This is a genomic window from Mesorhizobium sp. ISC15 (assembly GCF_037162615.1).
GTDB lineage: Bacteria > Pseudomonadota > Alphaproteobacteria > Rhizobiales > Rhizobiaceae > Mesorhizobium > Mesorhizobium mediterraneum.
The window spans coordinates 123,309-145,280 of the sequence record NZ_JAVSPX010000001.1; the positions used below are offsets into that span (position 1 = coordinate 123,309).

The following is a 21,972-nucleotide window of genomic DNA, read 5'->3' on the forward strand; positions in this document are numbered from 1 at the left end:
GTCGAGCGGATCTGCTAAAAGCGCCAGGAGCGGCACGCGACCAGTGGCCTATTTACGACACGATGGGCTTCCACCTTCGCAATACGCTCGGTGACGTGTCATCTGGATAGCCTCATCGTGTTTGCAGCTTCACGACGCCTTACGACGCAACGCCGTTTGGTATCCAAGCCATTGGTGGATTTCAGCGGCTATACGCTCGGCATGCGCGGTGACTTCGGGAATTCCCATCAATTCGCCAACGCTGCCGCGCGCCAGCGGCCCGCTGACGAAAATGCTGTCGGTCGGTCGGCCGGAAGTGCTGAGCGCACGGCCTTGGCTGTCGGTCGCCAGGCCAAGGCCAATCGGGTCTAGCCGGACCAGTCCCATTCGCCCGAGATCGGCAATTGCTGTGTTGGTCCGGAAAATATCGGCATGCGCCGGCCCGGTCGTGACGACCACCCTGTCGAACGTCTCGGTTGTCTGAGTGGGTTGGCGCCTTGGCCGCATCGTGACGCGAATGCGCCCGTCGACCTGCTCGGCGCCGACGATCGATGCGGCGCGATAGGCGAGCATGCCTTCGGCAACGCGGCGATCGAGCACGTCCGCGACCTGTGGCGCGATGCGGAAGCGATGCACATCCCACAGCGTGCGCAAATGGCGCACGAGGCGGCGTTGCTCGTCGAGCGGCAGGGCCTGCCAGATGATTTGTCCCTGACGTCGGACGGCATCGAGCACCGGGTGCCAGTCTTCGCCCCGACGCTTGGCATCTAGGATCGTGGCCCGGATGCGTCTGAGCATCACTGTTGCGCTGCGTGAAGGCAGACTGATGAAATCACCAATCGGGTCGACCGGGAGCACCGCGTGGCTGCGCGAACGATAACCATGACGTGACAGCGCGACGATGCGGCTACGATGCCCATTGCGGTCCAGCGTGGCAATGATGTCCGCCGACGTCAGTCCAGTGCCGACTACGAGCACATGGTCGTCGCGGCCGATCGCTTGCAGCCCTCCGAGATCATAGGGATTGGCCAACAGCCGGGCTGCAGCAGCCACGGACCGCAGGGCCGATGGCAAGGCGGGTGGCGGATGCGTCGCCGCAATCACTAGGGCGTCGGCTGCGAGCGTCCTTCCATCAGCGAGAATCAGGATGTAGCCCTGGCCACTGAGCTCGACTGACGCGACGGCGGACCTGACATGACGGATCACTTTGCCGAAGAGAAAGGGTTGGAGATAAGATTCCACGTAGCGCCCGAAAACGCGTCGCTGTGGGTAGAGTGCTCCATTTGCGGCAATAGCCTCGGCATCGTCGAGAATCGCGCCGGTCTGCTCCAGCCAATCGGCAAAGTGGCTGTCCTGGCCGGAGATCAGCGTCATTCTCGACGCCGGCACGTTGATGCGGTGTGAAGGATCGGCCGTCGAGTAGGCCAGACCATAGCCGAGCCCGTCTCTGGGCTCGACGACCACGATATCGGCAGCACCGGCGGGCAGCAGCCGCGCAAGATGAAACGCGGTCGCCGCACCGGAAAAGCCGCCACCGATGATGGCTACGACCGGTCCCCTGCCCAAGTCTCTGGCGCTCAAGACTGACTCGCGCGCGGTGCCGAAGGCCGATGGTCGCCGGCCACCGTTTCGCCGAACGGTCCCATGTTCACGGCCGTCGGGCGGGTCGAGATTTCATGATCGAGCGGCAACAACGGCAACACCAGTTCGCCGAACCGATAGGCCTCCTCCAGATGCGGATAGCCGGACAGGATAAAGCTATCGATGCCAATGCGCCGGTATTCGTCGATCCGTTCCGCAACTGTCGCCGCATCGCCGACCAGGGCGGTGCCGGCGCCGCCGCGCACCAGGCCAACGCCAGCCCACAGGTTCGGACTGATTTCGAGCTTGTCGCGGCGGCCGCCATGAAGCCGGTTCATGCGCGACTGGCCGACGGAATCCATGCGCGCGAAAACCTTCTGCGCCTCGGTTATCGTGTTGTCGTCCAGGCGGCTGATCAGGCGGTCGGCATCGGCCCAGGCCTCATCATTGGTCTCGCGGACGATGACATGCAGCCTGATGCCGAAAGTCACCTGGCGCCCGGCTTTCTCGGCAAGACCGCGCACATGGGCAATCTTTGCCGCGACGTCCGCCGGCGGTTCGCCCCAGGTCAAATATTTGTCGATCTGTTCGGCGGCGACCGCGTTACCGGCATCGGACGAGCCGCCGAAATAGAGCGGCGGATGTGGCGTCTGCACGGGCGGAAACAGTAGGCGACCGTCCTCGATACGGAAGTGCTTGCCTGCGAACGCTACGGTCTCGCCGCGAAGCACCGCCTTGTAGATGTCGAGGAATTCCCGCGTCACCTCATAGCGCTCGTCATGGCTGAGGAAGATGCCGTCGCCCTTGTTCTCGACCGGATCGCCGCCAGTGACCACATTGATCAGCAGTCGTCCGCCGGAAATGCGGTCGAGCGTCGAGGTCATGCGGGCGGCGAGCGTCGGCGATTGCAGGCCCGGCCGGACGGCGACAAGGAAGCGAAGCCGCTGGGTCAGCGGCGCCAGTGCCGACGCCACGACCCAGCTGTCCTCGCAGCTACGGCCGGTCGGCAGCAGCGCGCCATAGTAGCCGATGGCATCGGCCGCCTTGGCGACCTGGGTGAGATAGGGCAGATCGACCGCCCTGCCCCCCTCGGAGGTGCCGAGATAGCGGCTGTCGCCATGAGTCGGCAGAAACCACAGGACCTTGATCCTGTCGGGAGTGGCAATGCTCATGAATGGTCCTCTGTGATTTGGAGGCGCTCACTAGCTCCAGGCATGGAGTGGCGGATTTACGTCGTTGAGGTAGTAGTTGCCGAGGATCGCGTATTTCCAGCGCACCGGATCGTGCAGCGTGTGGGTGCGGGCGTTGCGCCAGTGCCGGTCGAGATTGTGCTCGGCCAGCGTCGAGCGTGTGCCGGCGAGCTCGAACAGCTTGTTCGTGGCAATGATGGCGATCTCTGTGGTGAGAATCTTGGATTCGGCAACCGCGATCTGCGCTTCCGCGACGGTCTTCTCGTTCGGGTCGGCCACGGCGCGATCGACCGCAAGCCCGGCCCTTTCCAGAACCGCCTCTGCCGCGTTGGCACGCAGGCGAAGGTCGCCAATCGCCTGGATCGTATAAGGATCCTGCCAGGCATGATCGACGCCGCTGTCGATCCAGGCGCGCGACTTGGTGCGCACGAAGCCGACAGTCTCGTCGATCGCCGCCTTGGCGATGCCGAGATCGACCGCGGCCTGGATGATCTGGAAGATGGCGCCGTCGGCCGTCGGCCTGTCGTAGCCCTTATAGCCGGGGACGAGATGCGTTTTGGGCACCTTGACATTGTCGAGCAGGACCGTGCCGGACAAAGTCGTCTTCTGTCCGAAGCTCGACCAGTCGTCGATGACCGTCAGCCCGGGCGCGCCGCGATCGGCGATGGCATACCAGGCACGCCCCTCGTCATCGAGGGCCACGATCGGCACCAGATGGGCAAGCAGAGCACCGCTCGAATAGAATTTCTGGCCGTTGACCACGACATGGTCGCCGGCGTCGACGAACTTTGTCTCGAAGTCGGCCGCGCGCTTGGAGCCGAACTCGGAGAACGCGTTGCCGAAGCGCGTGCCGGACAGCACCTCAGCGAAAAGCAGCTTCTTCTGCGCCTCGTCGGAGACGGTGCGGATAGCGGCGACGACGCCAAGATGGTTCTGCGGAATCTGGCCGAGCGACGGATCGGCCGCCGAGATGATGGTGATCACCTTCGACAGGGTCACATAGGAGAGCTCCGGCCCGCCATAGGCTTTCGGCACGTTGATCGACCACAGGCCGCTCTGCGAAAACGCATCGAGCTCTTCCTTCGGCCAGATGCGTTCACGATCCCGCTTGGAGGCATTCCTGGCGAATTCGGCGGCGAGTTTTTCGGCGACAGCGATTGCCTCGGCATCGGCCTTGATCACATGCGCCTTGGCAGAGGGTCGTTCGACCGGCGGGACGGCACTGCGGCTATCCGACGCCTGCCTGGATTGGATGGTCATGCTGCTGTCTCCTTGGGAAAATGTTGCGGTGGAAGCGGCGCGCCGCCGAGGTAGTAGGTTTTGATATCGGTGCGCTGGCGCAAGTCGGCAGCCGATCCTTCCAGCACGCTGACGCCGTTCTCGAGCACGGTGGCGCGGTCGGCGTATTTCAGCGCGACCGCCGAATTCTGTTCGGCAACGAGGATCGAAAGGCCTTCGTCGCGGTTGAGCCATTTCAGGGCGCTGAAGATCTCGTCGACGATCAGCGGTGCCAGCCCCATCGACGGCTCGTCCAGAACAAAGAGTTTCGGCCGCGACATCAGACCCCGGCCGATAGCCGTCATCTGCTGCTCGCCCCCGGAAGTGAGGCCGGACCGGGTTCGCCGCTTCTCGGCGAGCCTTGGGAAAAGTGAATAGACACGATCGAGGTCGGCCTTGACGCCAGTGCGAGAGGACGAGCGTCCGAGCGCGCCGGTGAAGAGGTTCTCTTCGACCGTCAGCGAGCGGAAGCAATGCCGGCCCTCGAGGACTTGGACAAGGCCGCTGCGGACTAGGTGCGAGGGGCTTGCCCTTGAAACATCCTCGCCACCGAAGGTGATCCGACCGGCGGTAATGGCGCCGCGCTCAGCCTGAAGGAGATTGGATACGGCGCGCAGCAGTGTCGTCTTGCCGGCACCGTTGGAGCCGAGCAGCGCGACGATCTCGCCCCTGCCAACCAACAAGTCGACGCCGTGTAGGGCGGCGATGGCGCCGTTGTAGACAGCTTCCACGCTGCTAACTGACAGTATCGGGTATTCCGGGATGGACATCGATGACTCCGCTCGGGAAGGTGGATGGCGCGGCCGGCCAGATTTGTCGGCCGCGCCATACCAAATTCAGTTGCTGACCACCGCGTCGGCGTCCTCGGCCGTGCGGATCTTGATGCCCTTTTCCTTGGCATAGGCCTCGGACGACTTCTCGATGATCGGACGCAGCAGCTTCCAGTCGGGAGCGATCCAGTCGGAGACGACATTCCACTTCTTGCCGTCCCATTGCTGGAAGGTCACGTAGCCGTCACCCTCGTGATTGTCCCAGGAGACGTTGATCGAGTGGAACAGGTCCTTGGCGCCGAGTGCCTCGACGCGCGCCGGATCGAGCTTGAGATGCTCGAAGCCCCAACGCACTTCGTCGCCGGTCAGCGTGCGGTTGCCGAACTTCGCCTGTGCGATGCGGACCGCCTCGACATTAAGGATGCCATTGACGATGCCGAGATTATGGTAGACCGAGCCGATGCGGCTCTTGTCCTCGAGATTGCCCTTGCCGGCGCCGTAGACGGTTTTGACGATCTCCTGGACCACCGGATACTGCTCGCCCGAGGCCTGGGTGGTGATGGCGGTGTAGCCCTTAGCGGCATCGCCGGCGGGGATGACGTCTTCCTCGGAGTTGGACCAGACGTTTCCGACGATATGGTCGGCCGGGAAGCCGGTCTTCTGGGCGGTTTTCAGGGCAACGGGGTTCATCACCCCCCAGCCGCGCAGCACCACGTAATCCGGATGCTCGCGCCGGATCGTCAGCCATTGCGCCTGCTGCTCGTTGCCGGGATGCGGCACCTCGATCTGCGACAGCTCGAAGCCGTATTTCTGCGAAAGCAATTCATAGATCGGGATCGTCTCCTTGCCGTAGGGCGAGCCGTGATAGAGCACCACGATCTTCTTGCCTTTGAGCTTGTCGAGGCCGCCTTCCTTGGAGGCGATGTAGTTCACGATGCCGGAGGTCTCGCTGTAGGGATTGAGCAGCAGCGGGAAGACGTAAGGGAACACGCGCCCATCTGTCGTGTCGGTGCGGCCGTGGTTGATGGTTATCAGTGGAACCTTGTCATCGGTGATGCGGTCGATCATGGCGTATGCGATGCCTACGGAAAGCGGGTTCCAGGCGGCGATGCCGGGATTGCTCTTCAATCGTTCGTAGACCTCGACGCCCTTCTCGACCTCATACTGCGTCTCGCCTTCGCTCCAGGTCAGCTTGACGCCGTTGACGCCTCCGTCTCGGATGTTGATCAGGTTGAGATAGTCGATGAAGCCGCCGAAGAAGCCGGTGCCGCCGGCGGCATAGGGGCCGACGCGGTAGCTCTGCAGAGGAAAATACTGTTCGTCGGCGTGAACCGCCGTCGCGCCGAAGACGAAGGCCGTGGCGATCGCCGCCTTTCGTAGGTGACTGAAGAAGGTCATGGGTTGCATCTCCTGAGGTTGTGGTCCGTGAGAGGATGTCGAGCGGCGCTCAGCTGGACCTCGAGCCGATCCGTCGTTTCAGGCGGTCGAAGAGGGCCGACAGCCCGTTCGGTTCCGCGATGAGGAAGATGATGATGAGCGCGCCAAGCACGATGCGCTGGCTCATGTCGAGCACACCTGAATCGAACAGGCCGCCGAACACGAAGGCGCCGAGCCGGGACAGAAAGAGCGGGAAGACGACGATGAACGCCGCGCCCAGAAAGGCGCCGCGTATCGAAGCCAGCCCGCCGATGATGATGATGAACAGGATCTGGAACGAGCGGTCGAGGTTGAACCCGGCCGGCTCGACGGTGCGCAGATAGGTGAAGGCCCACAGCACGCCGGCAACGCCGATGATGAAGGACGACAGCGCGAAGGCGAGCAGCTTGGTCTTGAGCACCGGAACGCCGATGACCCGTGCCGCGGTCTCGTTGTCGCGCACGGCGATGAAGTTGCGGCCGGTGGCGCTGTTGACCAGCCTCGACACGAGCACTGTGATCAGGATCACCGTCGTCACCGAAAGCAAATAGCGGCCGGTCGCGCTGTCGAGCGAAAGACCGGCGACGGCCAGGTGCGGCGCCGAGACCACCCCGGACGGGTTGTCGTTGGAGAACCAGCCGAACTTGGTTAGCGCCCATTGCACGAAGAACTGGGCGGCGAGCGTCGAGACGGCGAGGTAGAAGCCGCGCAGCCTGAGACTGGGCAGGCCGAACACGACGCCGAAGCCGGCGGCGGAAATTCCGGCCAGGATCATGGTCACCGCCAGCGGCAGGGCTTCGACCCTAAGGTTGAAATTGTAGGCGCCGAACGCGCCCACCGCCATGAAGGCGGAAGAGCCAAGCGAGAGCTGGCCGCAATAGCCGGTCAGCAAATTGAGGCCGACCGCCGCCAGGCTGAGCGCCAGGAATGGCAGCAGGATCGCCTCGACCAGATAGCCCGAAGCATAGGCAGGGACCACGCCGTAGGCGACGACGAACAGGGCGGTCGGCAATGCCAGCTTCTGAACGAGTTTCGCCCAGTCGACTGGAAGCCTTGCGGCGTCGAGAGCTTGCACGGCCATGGTTCAGACCCTTTCGACGGTTTTCTGGCCAAACAGGCCGGAGGGGCGCACCAAAAGCACCACCAGCGCCAGCGCATAGGCGAACCAGCCCTCGATGCCGCCGCCGACGAACGGGCCGAGATAGACCTCGGCCAGCTTCTCGCTGGCGCCGATGATGAGGCCGCCAACGATGGCGCCGAGGATGGAATCGAAGCCGCCAAGCACCAGCACCGGCAGCGCCTTCAGCACGATCAGCGACAGCGAGAACTGGACGCCGAGACGCGCGCCCCACAACAGCCCGGCGACCAGCGCGACGAAGCCGGCCGCCGTCCACACGGTGCCCCAGATGCGAGGCAGCCGCAGCCCGACGGCGAGGGCCGCGAACTGATCGTCGGCGACGGCGCGAAACGCAAGGCCGATCCGCGTCCAATAGAAGAAGGCGCTGAGGCCTACGACCATGGCGGCGGCGATCGCCGCCGCCAGCAGGTCGAAGGACGAGATCAGTACGCCGCCGACCTCGAAGGGGGTGTCGTCGATGCCGAGGTCGAGCCCGTGCACCTGCGTGCCCCAGATAAGCTGGGCGGCACCTTCGATGATGTAGGAGAGGCCCAGCGTCGCCATGAACAGCGTCATCGGCGAGCGGTTGACCAGCGGCCTGAGCACGGTCCGCTCGATGGTGAAGCCGAGCGCGACCATGACCGCGAAGGTGATGAGCAGCGAAAGCGCGAAAGGGACGCGGCGTTCGACCAGGCTGACGAAAGTGAGTGCTGCAAACAGCACCATCGAGCCTTGCGCGAAGTTCAGCACGCCCGAGGTCTTGTAGATCAGCACGAATCCGATGGCGACGAGCGAGTACATGACGCCCGACAGCAGGCCTCCGACCAGCACCTCGATGACGAAGAGGAAATCATAGTAGCTCATCAGATGCCCTCGCCGTCTTCGCCCTCGGCGGTGCCGAGATAGGCCCGGATCACCGCAGGATCGGCGCGCACCTCGGCCGGCGTGCCGTCGGCGATCTTGCGGCCGTAGTCGAGCACGGCGACGCGGGCGGAGAGGCCCATGACGACGCCGATGTCGTGCTCGATCAGGATGATGGTGACGCCGTGCCGGTCGCGCGCGGCGCGCACGAAGCCGGCCATCTCGGCCTTCTCGGTCGCCGTCATGCCGGCCATCGGCTCGTCGAGCAGCAGCAGCTTCGGCTCGGCGACCAGCGCGCGCGCCAGCTCGACCCGCTTCTGCAGGCCGTAAGGCAAGGTGGCGACGAGGCGGTCGGCGACGCTTTCGAGATGCAGGAAGGCGACTATCTGATCGGTCTTTTCGGCGATCATGGCATCCTCGCGCCGGGCGCGTGGCAGGCCTGCAATGTGTTCGACAAAACTGGCGCGCCTGGTGTGGACGCGGCCGGACGCGATGTTGTCACGCACCGAAAGCCCGCCGAACAGCGCCAGGTTTTGGAAGGTTCGTGCAACGCCCAGTCGCGCCAGACGGTTCGCCGGCACCCGGGCAAATGGCTGTCCGTCGATCGTGATCGTGCCGTGGTCGGCGTGGTAGAGGCCGCTGATGATGTTGATCAGCGAGGATTTGCCGGCGCCGTTGGGGCCGATCACCGCGCGGATCTCGCCGCTCTTGACCTCAAGGTCGACATCGCTCAATGCCGTGACGCCGCCAAAGGAAATACCGATCCCATTCAGCGTCAGGATCGCATCAGCCTTTGCCGACAGGCGCGCCCGGCGCGTGTCCTCCACGGGGCCAACACCAGCAAGAATGCGGGAAATTTCGGGCGCGCGCTCGTATGCGGCGGCTCCCAGCGAAGCACCAATCATGAAACGTCCCTGTTTTTGAAGGAGAGCTGGCGGCGGCCCGAAGGCCGCGCCTGACCTATTCCGCGGCGACAAGCTCCCTGTCGCGAGCTGCTTCCAGTTCGCGCACCAATGGGATGACGCGCTTGCCGAAGAACTCGACCTCTTCCTGGAAATGCAGGAAGCCGAGCAGGATCAGGTCGGCGCCGGCATCCTTGAGCTTCAGGATGCGTTCGGCGATCTGTTCAGGCGTGCCGATGAGATTGCTGCGGAAGCCGTCATTGTATTGCACGAGATCCTCGAAGGAGGATTTCGCCCAATTGCCTTCGCCTTCCGGCGAGGCCTTGCCGGCATTCTTGACCTGATCGGCAAAGCCCTGCACCGCCTCCGGATTCGCCTTGGCGATGATCTCGTCGAGCACGGCGCGCGCTTCCTGCTCGCTCTCGCGGGCGATGGCGAAAGCGTTGACGCCGATCCTAACCTTGTGGCCGTTGGCTTTCGCCTTGGTGCGGATGTCGTCGACCTGCTTCCGGATCTCCTCCGGGGTATTGCCGTTGGTGAAATACCAATCGGAGACACGAGACGCCATGTCGCGAGCGGCTCGCGACGAGCCGCCTTGGAATATCTCGGGCAAGGGCTCGATCGGCTTCGGCTTCATGGAATAGTTGGTGAAGCGGTAGAAATCGCCCTTCAGCGTGAAACTGTCTTCCGTCCAGATGCCGCGCAACGCTCGGATAAATTCCTCCGACCGGCGATAGCGCTCGTCATGATCGAGCCAGAGTTCGCCAATCGCGGCGAACTCGCCTCGGAACCAGCCGCTGACGACATTGACGGAGACGCGGCCATTGGTCAGGTGGTTGATGGTAGCGATCTGCTTGGCCGCCAGCGCAGGGTTCCACGGGCCGGGCAGGATCGCTGCGATAACCTTCAGCGTTGTGGTCGCGGCAAGCAAGGCATGGCTGAACGAGACTGATTCGTGCTGGTTGTCGGCCCCATAGCCGGCCGTGAAACGGATCTGGCTCAGCGCATAGTCGAACCCGTTGGCCTCGGCAATCTGGGCGAGCTTGCGGTTGTAGTCGATATCCCAACCTGTCCGCTGCTCAATGTTGGAGATCACCAGGCCGCCGGAAACATTCGGGACCCAGTAGGCGAATTTGATGGCGTCGGAATGCGAACTCATGTCGTCGTTTCCCCTGTTGATTGGCTCAGCCGACGCGGGTGGCGACGGCAGCATTTGCGTGACTGGAGTTGAGCAAGGAGACCGCGTCGGTGGCAGCCCTTGCAATGCGCTCGATGATGGCTGCGCCGACGATTTCGCCATCGACGAAATCGTCGGGCGCGCCGTAGACGCCCGTAGGGACGGTGACAGCGCCAAAAAAGCCGAACAATGGCCGGAGCTGATGTTCGAGGACCAGGCCATGGTATGGGCTCCCGCCGGTCGCGGCGAGAAGCACGGTCTTGCCCGTCAACGCGCGATAATCGACCAGGTCGAACAGGTGCTTGAGGGCGCCAGTGTAGGAAGCCCTATAGACAGGCGTTCCGACCACGAGCAAATCGGCCTTCTCGACACGCTGGATAATCGCTTCTCCAGATGCGCCAAGTGCGCCGCGGGATAGTCCGGCGAAAAGTGAGGGTGCCGCCTCCGTGATCTCGATCAGACCGGTGTCTGCAGGCACGCGCAACGCGACCGCCTTGACCAGCGCATTGACCACCGCCGTGGTGCGGGACGGGTTGCTTACGCCGCCCGATATTCCGAGAACCGATAATCGTGCCAAGTCATCAATCTCCCACACTTTGCATGCGCGCTAGGCCGCACCAAACCAAATCAAACGATATTCTATTAAATCTGTAGAGCTAAGGTACTTTGTTCTGATGTTTTGACGTCAATGGGAAAAACGGCGCTGTTACCCACATGGCAAAGGGGTGGAATCTTTAACGATCGGCTAAAACCCACAGTTACGACAATCAAGCTGCCGGTACCCATCGCGGTCCGTCTCTCATAAATTCACTGCAGATATCGTGGAGCTTGAGACTTTAATCGCAGATCCAAAGTGACGCCGCAGAGGCAGCTCGACCGCAGATGAGACCAAAGAAGTGACTTCGCGCCAAGCCAGAGAGCACCTGAGCACAGTAATAACTGACTGACGTACACGTCTCCTTCGCCTACCGTTTTCCAAGGACGCCAAGCTCGCAACTTGAGGCGCTTGCTACCGAAGGGTGTCGCTTCATTGTTTGATTAGACCCGCTTCTCTTTATGCGTACCGAAGATCCCGACGTTCGGCGGAGATTTGAACAGCATCACGCGCCGGCGGTCGGCTGCTGCGCGGCAGCGAGCAGCTAATCCTCGATCTCGACGTCGGCGTTGTAGTGATGGGAGGAAAAGCCGGGCACTATGGCGCCCTCCAGCAGCTTCCCCTTCGACAGAAGTCCAGCATCCTCGAGCGCCTCGAAATCCGGCAGGTCGCGCAGCGTGTCGAGCCCGAACTCCACCAGGAACTCTTTTGTCGTCACGTCGGTGTAGGGCGCGCCTGGGGTCGGGCTGCGTGGACCGGAGGCGATGAGCTTCGCACCACGCAGATGGCCGACCAGGTCGCGGCTGATCTCCTTGCCGAAGAATGGCGATAGCTCTCCACGGGTGATCGGTTGGAAATAGGCGATGCACATCAACACCAGCACGTCCGACTGGGTCAGGTCTAGGTCTACACCACGCACGCTGTCTCCGACGGCCTTGCCAAATGCACTGCGGATGGCGTCGGCATAGGCCGGGCGGGTCAGGTGTTTCCAGCCGCCGGCGACGGAGACCAAATCATAGGGGCCGGCCGCGCAACTCTTCGCGGATATCGTCGATTAGCAGATCGATGCTGCAGTTCTTGCCGACGATCCGCGCCAGCGTCGCACGGCCAACGGGCTCGCTGGCTGCAAAGATCGTCGCCTCGACGCGCTGCATCCATTCGCGCCACCGCGCCTCCGGCGGCAGATGATCCAGCTCCCGATCAAACAGCTGGTCAGCTGATCGACGGTCGTAACCCGACCAAACCCACCACTAACGTGTATGCAGCGTCCTGCGCACATATTTTACTTACGCGTAGTGGCGCGGCGTCGGAGGCCGACTGCTAGGAAGCGGTCGAGCATTGCATTCACCTGGTCAGCCACTTCGATGGTGTTGAAATGGCCAGCTAACAACGTCTTGGCCAGGATGAGCTGCGAACAACGAGCCTTTAGCCAGTCGAGATCCCGGGTAGCGTTCACTAACGGCACAGTATCAATCGGTCCTGAGTCTCGGCAAAATAGGAACCGACTGATGCTGAAACACGATGGTCTGTAAGAGGCACCAAGTGGGGATAAATGTCGACTTGGCCCGGTGCAGAAGCATCGGCGGATGACGTGGATGCGTAAAGCCAGTCGGCAAGATGCCGACGCGGCCGAAGGTGAACTTGAAGGATCTAAATGTCTGAGCAGGATCGGACCGCCAGTATCAAAGCGGCGATCAGACAACGCGCCTATTTGCCACCATAGCCTCCAATTCGTCAACGAGACCGGAGGCGGCCATTTCATCTTTCATGGCACCGCCCAAGCGTCGGGCCGCATCCCGGGCGCGACCAAAACAAGGGCACGAATTGCGACTCTGGCAATGGCCTGTCTACCTGCAACCCCCGACTTCGGCGCCTTGCGACCGGTAATCAGGAGAATCGAAAAAACAGCCAATACGGCAAACAGGGCGGACGACCGCCCATGGGTTAGTTCCATCAGAAACCCGACTAGTCCTCCTTCGCCGGGGTCGGGACCGAGATGGGCGGCACACATCCCGAAGACAGCCAGGCCCCGAGCGAGGTCGATGCCGACCAGCCGATCTACCACCGACCCATGGCTCGCGCCGGCCATCGGGGAGTTCTCGGCTGGCGGTGCCTGTGCTATGCTGGGCTCCTTCCTTGGTTATGTCGATCGCGGGGTCCGCGACAGGAGAGCCGGTCGGCTGCTGCCGTCGTCTCACCCTCAAGGGTGCAAATCTCGTTCCAATCTGACGGATCGAGCCGGCGACAGAAGTTTATGCTTGCTGTTCAGCTCTTTAGCCGACGGCAAACAACACATCGGCTTACCAAGCCTGTGGCGCGGACCTGACAAACCCCACACAGCGTGTCGCGGGGCCGCCATCTTGAGGCAATGGCGGTGAACCGGCGAGATGCCAATCAGCGTGAGCGTACCTGGTATGTGGCCTGCATACGGGTGCGAGATATTCTGATTGTCCCCCACACCCTCAGGCGTCAAAAGACTCCTGGTTCAGCTCTATCGATCTGCGTCAGTATGAAATTCCCGAGCTGGAGCTTCGTCCTTTGCGCGTCGGGAAACGCAGCCGCTGGCCTCCCGGCCGAACGAGCAGTCTTCCGACATGTTTGCCGCCGAACAGCGGTGCATTGAGGAAAGTGCCCCACCGGTCGTCTGGCGCCGGCCCAGTTGGCACGACGCTGATCGGCTGGGCGACCCTCTCGATGGGGTCGTGACCTCAGAGAGCCACGTTGAGCATCCGGAGGTGGTCGGTGCCGGAGCGCGTCGGGGCGTCATCCTTCAGAAGCTGATGGAGGAGCTTCTCACGGGCGAGCTCGCGGGAGAGACTGGACGCAAGCGCGTCCCGCGCGCGCGAACTGCTCGATCAACTGATCTCAGACGACGACGATTCTCGGCCAGATTCCAAAGAGAGGCCGCGGCGGCGCTTCGCGGGCTCGCGTTACCACAGATCGCAGAACTGTGATCTCGCCTTGTGCCCGAGATCGCAATCTGAGCTCGCGACGAAGCATATCGCCGGACGGGCCGATGCCTTCGCGATCATCAAAGGACGGGTCGACGCCGCGATCAATTGGAAATCGGACGTGAATCCCACGCCTACGTCCGCGAGGCGCATGTGCAGCAATTGCGCGATTACCTTTCTGCGACGGGCGCCGGACGCGGAGCGAGCGGCGAGGTCACCTGGATCCAACGGCGGACGCATTGGGCGCTCGCGATCAATAGTATCCTCAGGATCGATTGCAGCGCTTCCGAAGTAAGTACCGCCAATTAAAAGTCGGTTGCCTTTTTCCACCGCCGCCTCACACATCGTGTTGGAGCTGAAGAGCTACCTGCAAATCCTCGCAGCGGGCGCGGCCACATCCCTGATTTTACAAATTAACACGTCTTGATTTTTAGAAAATGCCACGTGCGATGATGGCGCCGCCAAAAAACAATGTCACGCGAGATGATCATGCCTGAGGTAAATGGTCCGCCAAAGTTTGGAACGGGTACACCAGGCCGGATAAGGGCTTCGGGTTCCGGACGACGAAACTAATCGACGGATACGCGCTGCGCTTGAGGGAAACTGCATGCGCGTTACGGTTATGACTATCCAGGGATGCCGGACATGATCTTGAATAGTGACATTGCAGGCCAAAGAGCGGCCGAGGAGCTAGCAGAGGGCCTGAAATCGCAGGGCAAGCAGCAATACGAAGACAGGTCGAGGGAACGCGAACGAGATATGTCTCGTTAGGTCGCACGTTGCAGCAAGGGTGCCGTCGGAAGGCAATCCGCCGTGTCCTGAACGAGGTAACCTGCACTTTTCGAGAATTGCCACGGCGGTACCTTATTTTCGGCTGTGAAGCACACGAGACCCGCGACGTGAGACCCAGTTGCTCAATGCCCAGTTGCTCAATGAGCTTTCTTACGAATAAGGGAGAATTTCCGCGGCCGGACTATCTCTGGGTGAGCGTGCATGACTGCCAACGGAAGGTCTTGCACGCACCCTTGCGATCTTGAGCAATGGTCGCCATGACTTTCTTCTTGCAGGCTTTTGAGTGGCCCAGCCTGCGATCACCAGACCCCACCGACTCTAAAGAGCGTGGCAGACGGGATAGTCGAGGTTGCCCGGGCACAACACGCTCAAGGCTTGCGCCGCCCAGAGGACACGCTGAAAAGGCAGCATGGGCGCGCAAGCACGCCATTCACGAGAGATTCGACATGAAGACCATGCAAGAAAAAGACATTCCGGCATTCGTGCAATCAGTTGTGGACGCCGGCTGCAACATTTGCGCGATTGGCAACTTGGGATACGTCTTTGGCGATGCTGATTTGACGCCGGCGCAACGGAGGGCCGTCGAGCACAGCTGCGTAGGATTGCTGAAATCTACGGCTAACGCGATCATCTCATGGACGAGATAGCTGTATATCTGCGGTCGATCGGACGCCATGTCGAGGTTGAGCCGAAGACAGGTGTTTCCTGATGGCCGCGATCGCGTTCCGTAGTCGCCATTTCTATTGGGTAACGAGAAGCCGTCTTCCAACCTCTGAATCAAAAAGGAGGTGACCCCCAAAGGCCGCTCTCGAGACCGCAAGTCTGAGCCGCTGACGCATGGCGATAACCAGACTGTCCGAACTGGGCGGCGATATTCTTCGCGTCGATGCCTTCCTCGACCAGGCCGCGGTAGGCGGCGATCTCATCTACCGCATGCATAGCCAAGCCAGGGAAGTTTTCGGCAGCGGAATTCTCGGTCGCTTCCTCTTTGATGACTGGAGGGCGCGGCCGATCCGGCCGCCGACGACCCCGCAGGGATTGCCATGAGGCGGACCAATACTCGGATAATGGCGGCCGGATATGTAGCGATCGATCGCCGCACCAACATATCAATGCAATAGCTTAGTTGCTTTCAAAGGCGGTCGTACAAACTGCAAGCAAGCTAAACGATTTCGTCAACTCTTCCTCGCAGAGCGAAAACTCCGCGGCCTACCGCGATTTCTCTGCTGGAACAGCGGCACATCCTCAGCGCCAGGACACGGCCGCCGCCGTCGGGTTTTACGAAGCCGGTGATTGCATAAGTTGCCCGCAAGATATCATTGGTATCGGGAACGCCGCCGATGCTGCATCCTGAATCGAGCAGCCGCCGGCACCTGCCAGCCCGACGACCAGATCATTATCTGCAACTCCATCTACCTGGACGAGGTGCAAATCACCTCGCTGAAGCCGCGAATCGTCACCTTCGACCAGGATAACCACACCCGTGACCGCCTGAGCTACTCGGTCGATCTCGACGCACATGGCCGATACAGTTTCTCCATCCTTCACGAAGGGAAAGAGGCTTTGGCCATTCCAGCCCTGGTCTCCGGGGCGTGACTTGTCCCCGATGCATGCGCGAGCTCTCCGCCCGGTTTTGACAGGCCGCCGGTCATCGCCACCGGCCGAAGGCGCCCGAATGCGCTTGACAAGATAGCGTCGGCCCGTTCAACTCCAAGCATTCACCAGGGGAGTCCCGGCAAGGGGCTGAGATACTGCTTGCTTTCGCGGCGCAGTGACCCGTTGAACCTGATCCAGTTCATACTGGCGTAGGGACGGTGCAAGCGCTTTGCGGGAGTTTATGCCCGAGGTCCTGTTTCGGCAGGTCGACAGAAGCGTCTTTTCATCCTTCCGGCACAGAACTGGGTCTCCAATGCATGAGCAAAGGAGCATCAAGATGAATGCCCTCACCCCCGCCGTGTCGACGGGACCACTGCCCGCCTCGCGGAAAATCCACAAGCCCGGCCTCCTCCACCCCCAGATCAGGGTGCCGATGCGCGAAATCTCTGTTCATCCGACTGCCGGCGAGCCACCCGTCACCGTCTACGATCCGTCCGGCCCCTATACAGACCCGACTGTCGAAACCAGCATGGAAAGGGGCCTTGCCCGGCTTCGCCACGAATGGATCACGGCTCGCGGCGATGTCGAGGCCTATGACGGCCGCCATGTCCGGCCGGAAGACAATGGATTCGTCACGGGCGAGCGCCTGACGCCGGAATTCCCCATTCGCAACCGGCCTCTCAGGGCCAAGGCCGGCAAGGCGGTGACTCAGCTTGCCTATGCGCGCGCCGGCATCATTACGCCTGAAATGGAGTCCGTGGCTATCCGCGAGAACCTTGGACGCGAGATCGTGCGCGGCAAGCTTGAGCGCGACGGTGAGAGCTTCGGCGCCGCGATCCCCGACTTCGTCACGCCCGAATTCGTCCGCGACGAAGTGGCGCGCGGGCGGGCGATCATTCCCGCCAACATCAATCATCCAGAGAGCGAACCGATGATCATCGGGCGAAATTTCCTGGTCAAGATCAACGCCAACATCGGTAACTCGGCTGTCACATCGTCAATGGCCGAAGAGGTCGAAAAAATGGTCTGGGCGATCCGCTGGGGCGCCGACACGGTGATGGACCTGTCGACCGGCCGCAATATCCGCAACATCCGCGAATGGATCGTGCGCAATTCGCCGGTGCCGATCGGCACGGTGCCGCTCTACCAGGCTCTCGAAAAGGTCAACGGCATTGCCGAGGACCTGACTTGGGAGGTCTACCGCGACACGCTGATCGAGCAGGCCGAACAGGGTGTCGACTATTTCACCATCCACGCCGGCGTGCGGCTGCACTACATCCCGCTGACCGTAGACCGGGTCACGGGCATCGTCTCGCGCGGCGGATCGATCATGGCCAAATGGTGCCTGCACCATCACCGGGAGAGCTTCCTCTACGAGCATTTCGCGGAAATCTGCGACATCTGCCGCGCCTATGATGTGTCCTTTTCACTCGGCGACGGGCTTCGTCCAGGCTCGATCGCCGACGCCAATGACGCAGCGCAATTCGCCGAATTGGAAACGCTCGGCGAGCTGACGCAGGTCGCCTGGGCGAAGGACTGCCAGGTGATGATCGAAGGCCCGGGCCACGTGCCGATGCACAAGATCAAGGAGAACATGGACAAGCAGCTCGCCGTCTGCGGAGAGGCGCCGTTCTATACGCTTGGACCGCTGACGACCGATATCGCGCCTGGCTATGACCACATCACCTCAGGGATCGGCGCCGCCATGATAGGCTGGTTCGGCACCGCAATGCTTTGCTACGTCACGCCGAAGGAGCATCTCGGCCTTCCCGACCGCAACGACGTCAAGGTAGGCGTCATCACCTACAAGATAGCCGCCCATGCGGCCGATCTGGCGAAGGGGCATCCGGCGGCGAAAATCAGGGACAATGCCCTTTCCCGCGCGCGCTTCGAGTTCCGCTGGGAGGACCAGTTCAACCTGTCGCTCGACCCCGAAACAGCACGCTCCTTCCACGACCAGACCTTGCCCAAGGAAGCGCACAAAGTGGCGCATTTCTGCTCGATGTGCGGGCCGAAATTCTGCTCCATGCGCATCTCCCACGACATCCGTGCCGAGGCCCAGAAAGAGGGCATGGCGGCCATGGCGGCAAAATATCGCGAAGGTGGCGATCTCTACATGCCAGCGGACGAGGCCGGCGTACCGCTCATGCCAGAGGCGCCGGAACCGTCATGAGGGTGCTGGTCAAAGGGGCAGGCGTTGCCGGCCTTGCCGCGGCCTTCGAACTCGCCATCCGAGGCGCGACGGTCACAGTCGCCGAGATCCGGCACGGCATCGGCGGCAATGCATCGTGGTTCGCCGGCGGCATGCTGGCGCCGTGGTGCGAGTGCGAAAGCGCCGAGCAGCCGGTGCTCGATCTCGGACGCGATGCCGCCGACTGGTGGGATGCGGCGACGCCAGGCCAGGTCACACGGGCCGGCACGCTGCTCGTGGCCGCACCGCGCGATGCGGGCGAACTCGACCGGTTCGCCAGCCGCACCTCGGGTCATCGGCGTGTCGATGAGGATGAAATCGTGTTGCTCGAGCCCGACCTCGCCGGCCGCTTCCGCCGCGGACTGCTCTTCCCCGACGAAGCCCATCTCGACCCGCGTCAGGCGATGGCAGCACTTCATGATGGGCTGGCGGCGATGGGCGTCGAGTTCCACTTCGGCGCCGACGCTTCGGCTGGTGCCGGTTTCGATCGCCAGATCGAATGCACGGGAATGGCCGCGGGCGATGGCCGACTGCGCGGCGTTCGCGGCGAGATGCTGATCCTGAATACGCCTGATGTCTCGCTGTCGCGCCCAGTCAGGCTGCTTCATCCGCGCTTTCCGCTCTACGTGGTGCCACGCACCGACCACCGTTTCATGATCGGCGCGACGATGATTGAAAGCCAGTCCGTCGGACCGGTCACGGCGCGATCGATGATGGAGCTGCTGGGTGCCGCCTACGCCCTCCATCCGGCCTTTGGCGAGGCCGAGATCGTTGAAACCGGTGTCGGCGTCCGTCCAGCCTTTCCCGACAACCTGCCGCGCGTAGAAACGAACGGCGAGATCATAGCCATCAACGGGCTCTATCGTCACGGCTTTCTCCTCGCCCCAGCCATGGCGCGCCAGGCTGCCGACCTGGTTTTCAATCAAGACGGAACCAAGGAGCTTGCTCATGAAATTGATGGTCAACGGCGAAGCGCATGAGGTGGCCGCCACCACGCTGGCCGAACTGCTTGCCGCGCTCGACTATGGGGGCGATTGGCTGGCGACCGCCGTCAACAGCGACCTGGTGCACAAAGCCAACCGGGCGGAGTTCCGATTGAGCGACGGTGACCGGATCGAAATCCTCTCGCCGATGCAGGGAGGCTAGCATGTTCGAGCTTTTTGGGGCGACGCTTGCGTCTCGCCTGCTTCTCGGCACGGCTCAATACCCTTCGCCTGCCATCCTTGCCGATGCGGTCAAGGTGTCGAACGCGTCGGTGGTGACCGTCTCCTTGCGGCGTGAGATGGCAGGCGGCAGGGAAGGCGAAAAATTCTGGTCGCTGATCCGCTCGCTTGGCACGAGAGTCCTTCCCAACACGGCAGGCTGCCACTCCGTCAAGGAAGCGGTCACAACCGCGAAAATGGCGCGCGAGGTGTTCGGGACGAGCTGGATCAAGCTCGAAGTGATCGGCAACCACGACACACTGCAGCCTGACGTGTTCGGCCTGGTCGAAGCCGCCCGCATCCTGTCCGAGGACGGCTTTTCGGTATTTCCCTATACCACCGACGATCTTGTCGTCGCCGAGCGGCTGCTGGAAGCGGGCTGCAAGGTCCTGATGCCGTGGTGCGCACCGATCGGTTCCGCCATCGGGCCGATCAACATCATGGCGCTACGCTCGATGCGCAGACATTTCCCCGACGTTCCCATGATCGTGGATGCCGGGCTCGGACGGCCGTCGCACGCGGCGACCGTCATGGAACTCGGCTTTGACGCCGTGCTCCTGAACACGGCGGTCGCCAAGGCGGCCGATCCGGTCGGCATGGCGCGTGCTTTCGGCAAGGCGGTCGAAGCCGGCCGCGAAGCCTTTTGCTCGGGAATGCTCGAACCGCGCGAGGTCGCGATGCCGTCAACGCCGACGATCGGCAGGGCGGTTTTTTCATGAAGCTCGATCCCTTCTATCTGATCGTCGATAGTGCAGCCTGGATCGAGCGGCTGGTGCCGCTCGGCGTCAAGCTGGTGCAGCTTCGCATCAAGACCATGGACGAAACCGGGCTGCGCGCGGAGATCCGCAAGTCGAAGGCCTTGTGTGTCCAATACAAAAGCCAGCTCATCGTCAACGATCATTGGCGCCTGGCAATCGAGGAGGGCTGCGATTTCGTGCATCTCGGCCAGGAGGATCTGCAAACCGCCGACCTCTCGAGGATACGGTCAGCCGGTGTCAGGCTCGGGTTGAGCACGCATGATCATGTCGAGCTGGAAACGGCCATGTTTGCTGAGCCCGACTATGTCGCGCTCGGTCCGATCTATCCCACCGTCTTGAAGAAGATGAAGTGGGCGCCACAAGGGCTAGAGCGGATCAGCGAGTGGAACCGGCGAGTGACGCCGATCCCATTGGTCGCCATCGGCGGCCTCAACCCCGACCGCCTCGACGGCGTCTTTGAGGCCGGAGCCAACAGCGCGGCAGTGGTCACCGACATCACGTTGAGCTCCGACCCCGAAGCGCGCACGCGAGAATGGATCGAAAAGACGGACCGATGGCGATGAGACAAGAACCGCATGTGCTTGTCGTTGGCGGATCAGATTCCAGCGGGGGTGCTGGAATAGCACGCGATATCGAGACGATCTCTGCCATTGGCGTGCGCACCTGTCTGGCCGTCACAGCGCTAACGGTGCAAACGCACGACGCCGTGATCGAAATCCATCATTCGCCACCCAGCCTGGTGGCCAATCAGATGTGCGGCGCGCTGCAGGCCAACGACGTGGCCACGATCAAGATCGGCATGCTGGGGACTGCCAAGATCATTGTTGCCGTTGCCGCAGTGCTGCGCAAATTTCCGCATGTCCCCGCAGTACTCGACCCTGTGCTGGCCTCCACCTCAGGCCGCGCACTTCTGGAAGCAGGCGCTATCGCTGCCATGAAGCGCGATCTGATGCCGCTTTGCTGCATTGTCACGCCCAACCTCCCTGAACTGGCGCTCCTTATTGGTTCCGAACTGGCACCGAATGAGGACGGAGCGCTCCAACAAGGAAAAAGGCTGCTAGCTGCCGGCGCTCAAGCCCTGCTGATCAAGGGTGGGCACGCGTCGGGCCCCCGATCGACCGATATTCTGTTACGCTCCGATCATGAACCCATCCACTTCGACACGCCGCGCCTTGCTATATCGATGCGCGGAACAGGTTGCATGCTGGCCAGCGCGATTGCGGCGCATCTGGCGAAGGCGAAGCCGCTCGAAGATAGCGTGCGCGAAGGCAAGCGGCTTGTGTTCGAGAAGCTTCAGAAATGCCGGCTGAATAACCACAACGTTCTGCGTCCAGCCAAGCAGACCCATTTTCCAGAATTTTTCCCGTAGCGAGACTAGAGAAGGGGCTACTGCTTCTCCATGCCGTCCTTACAACGCTGTGTTCCACACTGCCAATTATACGACTTTCGAGGCACAGACCATGAACATGGGATGAGGGTATTTGACTAAACTCCCCACCTGAAGACTAGCAGGGTCCTTCGAGTGACTGACGACCCCATAGCGCTACCCAGACTACCCTGAAACCGCGGCAACATTGGCTGCGGTTGATCGAATGCCAATCGCAACCGCTCCGATT

At 62.0% G+C, this 21,972-nt stretch carries 18 protein-coding genes, 2 pseudogenes and 1 riboswitch; of the genes and pseudogenes, 9 read left to right on the forward strand and 11 right to left on the reverse strand.

Features of this window, described 5'->3' with window-relative positions; genetic code table 11:
• Window positions 1-129: 129 nt before the first annotated feature.
• The 11 genes and pseudogenes from RPG13_RS00640 to scpB form a co-directional block, all read right to left on the reverse strand.
• Complete coding sequence (locus RPG13_RS00640) at window positions 130-1,560, reverse strand: FAD/NAD(P)-binding protein (RefSeq protein WP_126104953.1); 1,431 nt, start codon at window positions 1,558-1,560, stop codon at window positions 130-132.
• Window positions 1,557-2,732 (reverse strand): FMNH2-dependent alkanesulfonate monooxygenase, encoded by a 1,176-nt coding sequence (ssuD, locus tag RPG13_RS00645; RefSeq protein WP_337124196.1) that lies wholly within the window; start codon window positions 2,730-2,732, stop codon window positions 1,557-1,559. The genes RPG13_RS00640 and ssuD overlap by 4 nt, the downstream gene beginning before the upstream one ends.
• 30 nt (window positions 2,733-2,762) lie before the next feature.
• Complete coding sequence (locus tag RPG13_RS00650) at window positions 2,763-4,010, reverse strand: SfnB family sulfur acquisition oxidoreductase (RefSeq protein WP_337124197.1); 1,248 nt, start codon at window positions 4,008-4,010, stop codon at window positions 2,763-2,765.
• Entirely contained in the window at window positions 4,007-4,798 is a 792-nt protein-coding gene (locus tag RPG13_RS00655) for an ABC transporter ATP-binding protein (protein ID WP_127294301.1), read from the reverse strand. The genes RPG13_RS00650 and RPG13_RS00655 overlap by 4 nt, the downstream gene beginning before the upstream one ends.
• A 66-nt stretch (window positions 4,799-4,864) precedes the next feature.
• Entirely contained in the window at window positions 4,865-6,196 is a 1,332-nt protein-coding gene (locus tag RPG13_RS00660) for an ABC transporter substrate-binding protein (RefSeq protein ID WP_126104949.1), read from the reverse strand.
• A gap of 49 nt (window positions 6,197-6,245) precedes the next feature.
• The gene (locus RPG13_RS00665) at window positions 6,246-7,295 is read right to left on the reverse strand and encodes a branched-chain amino acid ABC transporter permease (RefSeq protein ID WP_337124198.1); all 1,050 of its coding nucleotides are present in this window, start codon (window positions 7,293-7,295) and stop codon (window positions 6,246-6,248) included.
• A gap of 3 nt (window positions 7,296-7,298) precedes the next feature.
• Window positions 7,299-8,195 (reverse strand): branched-chain amino acid ABC transporter permease, encoded by an 897-nt coding sequence (locus RPG13_RS00670; protein ID WP_292227776.1) that lies wholly within the window; start codon window positions 8,193-8,195, stop codon window positions 7,299-7,301.
• Window positions 8,195-9,097 (reverse strand): ABC transporter ATP-binding protein, encoded by a 903-nt coding sequence (locus RPG13_RS00675; protein ID WP_337124199.1) that lies wholly within the window; start codon window positions 9,095-9,097, stop codon window positions 8,195-8,197. Before RPG13_RS00675 ends, RPG13_RS00670 begins: the two co-directional genes overlap by 1 nt.
• A 55-nt stretch (window positions 9,098-9,152) precedes the next feature.
• Complete coding sequence (sfnG, locus tag RPG13_RS00680; protein WP_095487007.1) at window positions 9,153-10,253, reverse strand: dimethylsulfone monooxygenase SfnG; 1,101 nt, start codon at window positions 10,251-10,253, stop codon at window positions 9,153-9,155.
• Window positions 10,254-10,278: 25 nt separating this feature from the next.
• Window positions 10,279-10,848 (reverse strand): FMN reductase, encoded by a 570-nt coding sequence (gene msuE, locus RPG13_RS00685; protein WP_095487005.1) that lies wholly within the window; start codon window positions 10,846-10,848, stop codon window positions 10,279-10,281.
• Between the two features lie 562 nt (window positions 10,849-11,410).
• Window positions 11,411-12,020 (reverse strand): annotated as a pseudogene (gene scpB, locus RPG13_RS00690) (SMC-Scp complex subunit ScpB).
• Between the two features lie 3,035 nt (window positions 12,021-15,055).
• On the opposite strand from scpB, the gene RPG13_RS00695 reads away from it, so the two are divergent.
• The 9 genes and pseudogenes from RPG13_RS00695 to RPG13_RS00735 all read left to right on the forward strand — a co-directional run bounded on the left by RPG13_RS00695 (window position 15,056) and on the right by RPG13_RS00735 (window position 21,725).
• Window positions 15,056-15,256 (forward strand): hypothetical protein, encoded by a 201-nt coding sequence (locus tag RPG13_RS00695; protein ID WP_245493169.1) that lies wholly within the window; start codon window positions 15,056-15,058, stop codon window positions 15,254-15,256.
• Between the two features lie 190 nt (window positions 15,257-15,446).
• Window positions 15,447-15,656 carry a hypothetical protein gene (locus RPG13_RS00700; protein ID WP_128243894.1) on the forward strand — a complete coding sequence of 70 codons (210 nt, stop codon included), beginning with the start codon at window positions 15,447-15,449 and terminating at the stop codon, window positions 15,654-15,656.
• Between the two features lie 291 nt (window positions 15,657-15,947).
• Window positions 15,948-16,205, forward strand: a pseudogene (locus RPG13_RS00705) (aspartate 1-decarboxylase); the annotation flags it as partial.
• Between the two features lie 117 nt (window positions 16,206-16,322).
• A riboswitch (TPP riboswitch) is annotated at window positions 16,323-16,439 on the forward strand.
• A gap of 103 nt (window positions 16,440-16,542) precedes the next feature.
• Entirely contained in the window at window positions 16,543-18,378 is a 1,836-nt protein-coding gene (thiC, locus tag RPG13_RS00710) for a phosphomethylpyrimidine synthase ThiC (RefSeq protein WP_337124200.1), read from the forward strand.
• Window positions 18,375-19,376 carry a glycine oxidase ThiO gene (thiO, locus tag RPG13_RS00715; RefSeq protein ID WP_095486995.1) on the forward strand — a complete coding sequence of 334 codons (1,002 nt, stop codon included), beginning with the start codon at window positions 18,375-18,377 and terminating at the stop codon, window positions 19,374-19,376. The genes thiC and thiO overlap by 4 nt, the downstream gene beginning before the upstream one ends.
• A complete protein-coding gene (gene thiS, locus RPG13_RS00720; RefSeq protein WP_292374872.1) occupies window positions 19,345-19,542 on the forward strand; it encodes a sulfur carrier protein ThiS in 198 nt (65 codons plus the stop codon). The genes thiO and thiS overlap by 32 nt, the downstream gene beginning before the upstream one ends.
• Before the next feature lies 1 nt (window position 19,543).
• Window positions 19,544-20,317, forward strand: a complete 774-nt coding sequence (locus tag RPG13_RS00725; RefSeq protein ID WP_292374874.1) for a thiazole synthase — start codon at window positions 19,544-19,546, stop codon at window positions 20,315-20,317.
• Window positions 20,314-20,919, forward strand: coding sequence for a thiamine phosphate synthase (locus RPG13_RS00730; RefSeq protein WP_127294285.1), 606 nt, complete (start codon window positions 20,314-20,316; stop codon window positions 20,917-20,919). The genes RPG13_RS00725 and RPG13_RS00730 overlap by 4 nt, the downstream gene beginning before the upstream one ends.
• A complete protein-coding gene (locus tag RPG13_RS00735) occupies window positions 20,910-21,725 on the forward strand; it encodes a hydroxymethylpyrimidine/phosphomethylpyrimidine kinase (RefSeq protein ID WP_337124201.1) in 816 nt (271 codons plus the stop codon). Before RPG13_RS00730 ends, RPG13_RS00735 begins: the two co-directional genes overlap by 10 nt.
• Window positions 21,726-21,972: the final 247 nt, after the last annotated feature.